This window comes from Bacillus sp. P4_D3, assembly GCF_056401855.1.
Genome location: NZ_JBFUIN010001196.1, coordinates 1 through 693 on the forward strand (window position 1 = coordinate 1; position 693 = coordinate 693).

The following is a 693-nucleotide window of genomic DNA, read 5'->3' on the forward strand; positions in this document are numbered from 1 at the left end:
CCTTCTATCTTGGATAGAATATATGTTCCCTTTCATTATTTTACTTGATTTTACGAAAAAAATAAATCTCAATTAACATAATTTTTACGGTGTTTTTACAATAAAGGGCTTTGTTATTGTCTAACTATTCGCTATGATTATTTCATACAGATTGTTCTTTGAAAACTGAAGATATGAGGTTGGTACGAGAAAAGGTTCGTTCCGTAAAATCTTCAATCACTCGCCATCATACCAAAAGAGCGAAAACCAAGCCTTGACGTTGGTATGGATAAGACAATCATAATCGCTACAATGCGGTGGGTTCTTGCCAAGGACAAAAAGAAAATGGCAATTTTTTTGTATACGCCAATAATTGGCACGACGGGGGATTATCGACTAATTAGCCCCCATTTTATGCACAAGCTAACTATCTCCTCCTTATTTTCATTACAAAAATAAAAAGCAGAAAGAATGATATCTTCTGCTTTTATAATAAAATGTACATTTCATATTGTTCTAATGCATTCTTTTCAAACCCACATTTCTTTAAAAATCCCTCAAGTAAACTATTATTAGGAAACCCAATTGATAATCTTGATAATTTCAATTCTTTACTTGCTACTTGTAATAATTGCGTCGCAATACCAATATTTCTATAGTCTTTGTCTACAAATATAAAGCTAATTTTCCCTTGTTCATTTATACATATAGAGC

1 protein-coding gene is annotated in these 693 nt (G+C 31.6%); it reads right to left on the minus strand.

The features are described 5' to 3' along the window. Nucleotides 1–466: 466 nt before the first annotated feature. Nucleotides 467–693, minus strand: a 227-nt coding sequence (locus AC1DTM_RS30230; RefSeq protein WP_477001676.1) for a GNAT family N-acetyltransferase, incomplete at its 5' end; no start/stop codon positions are given.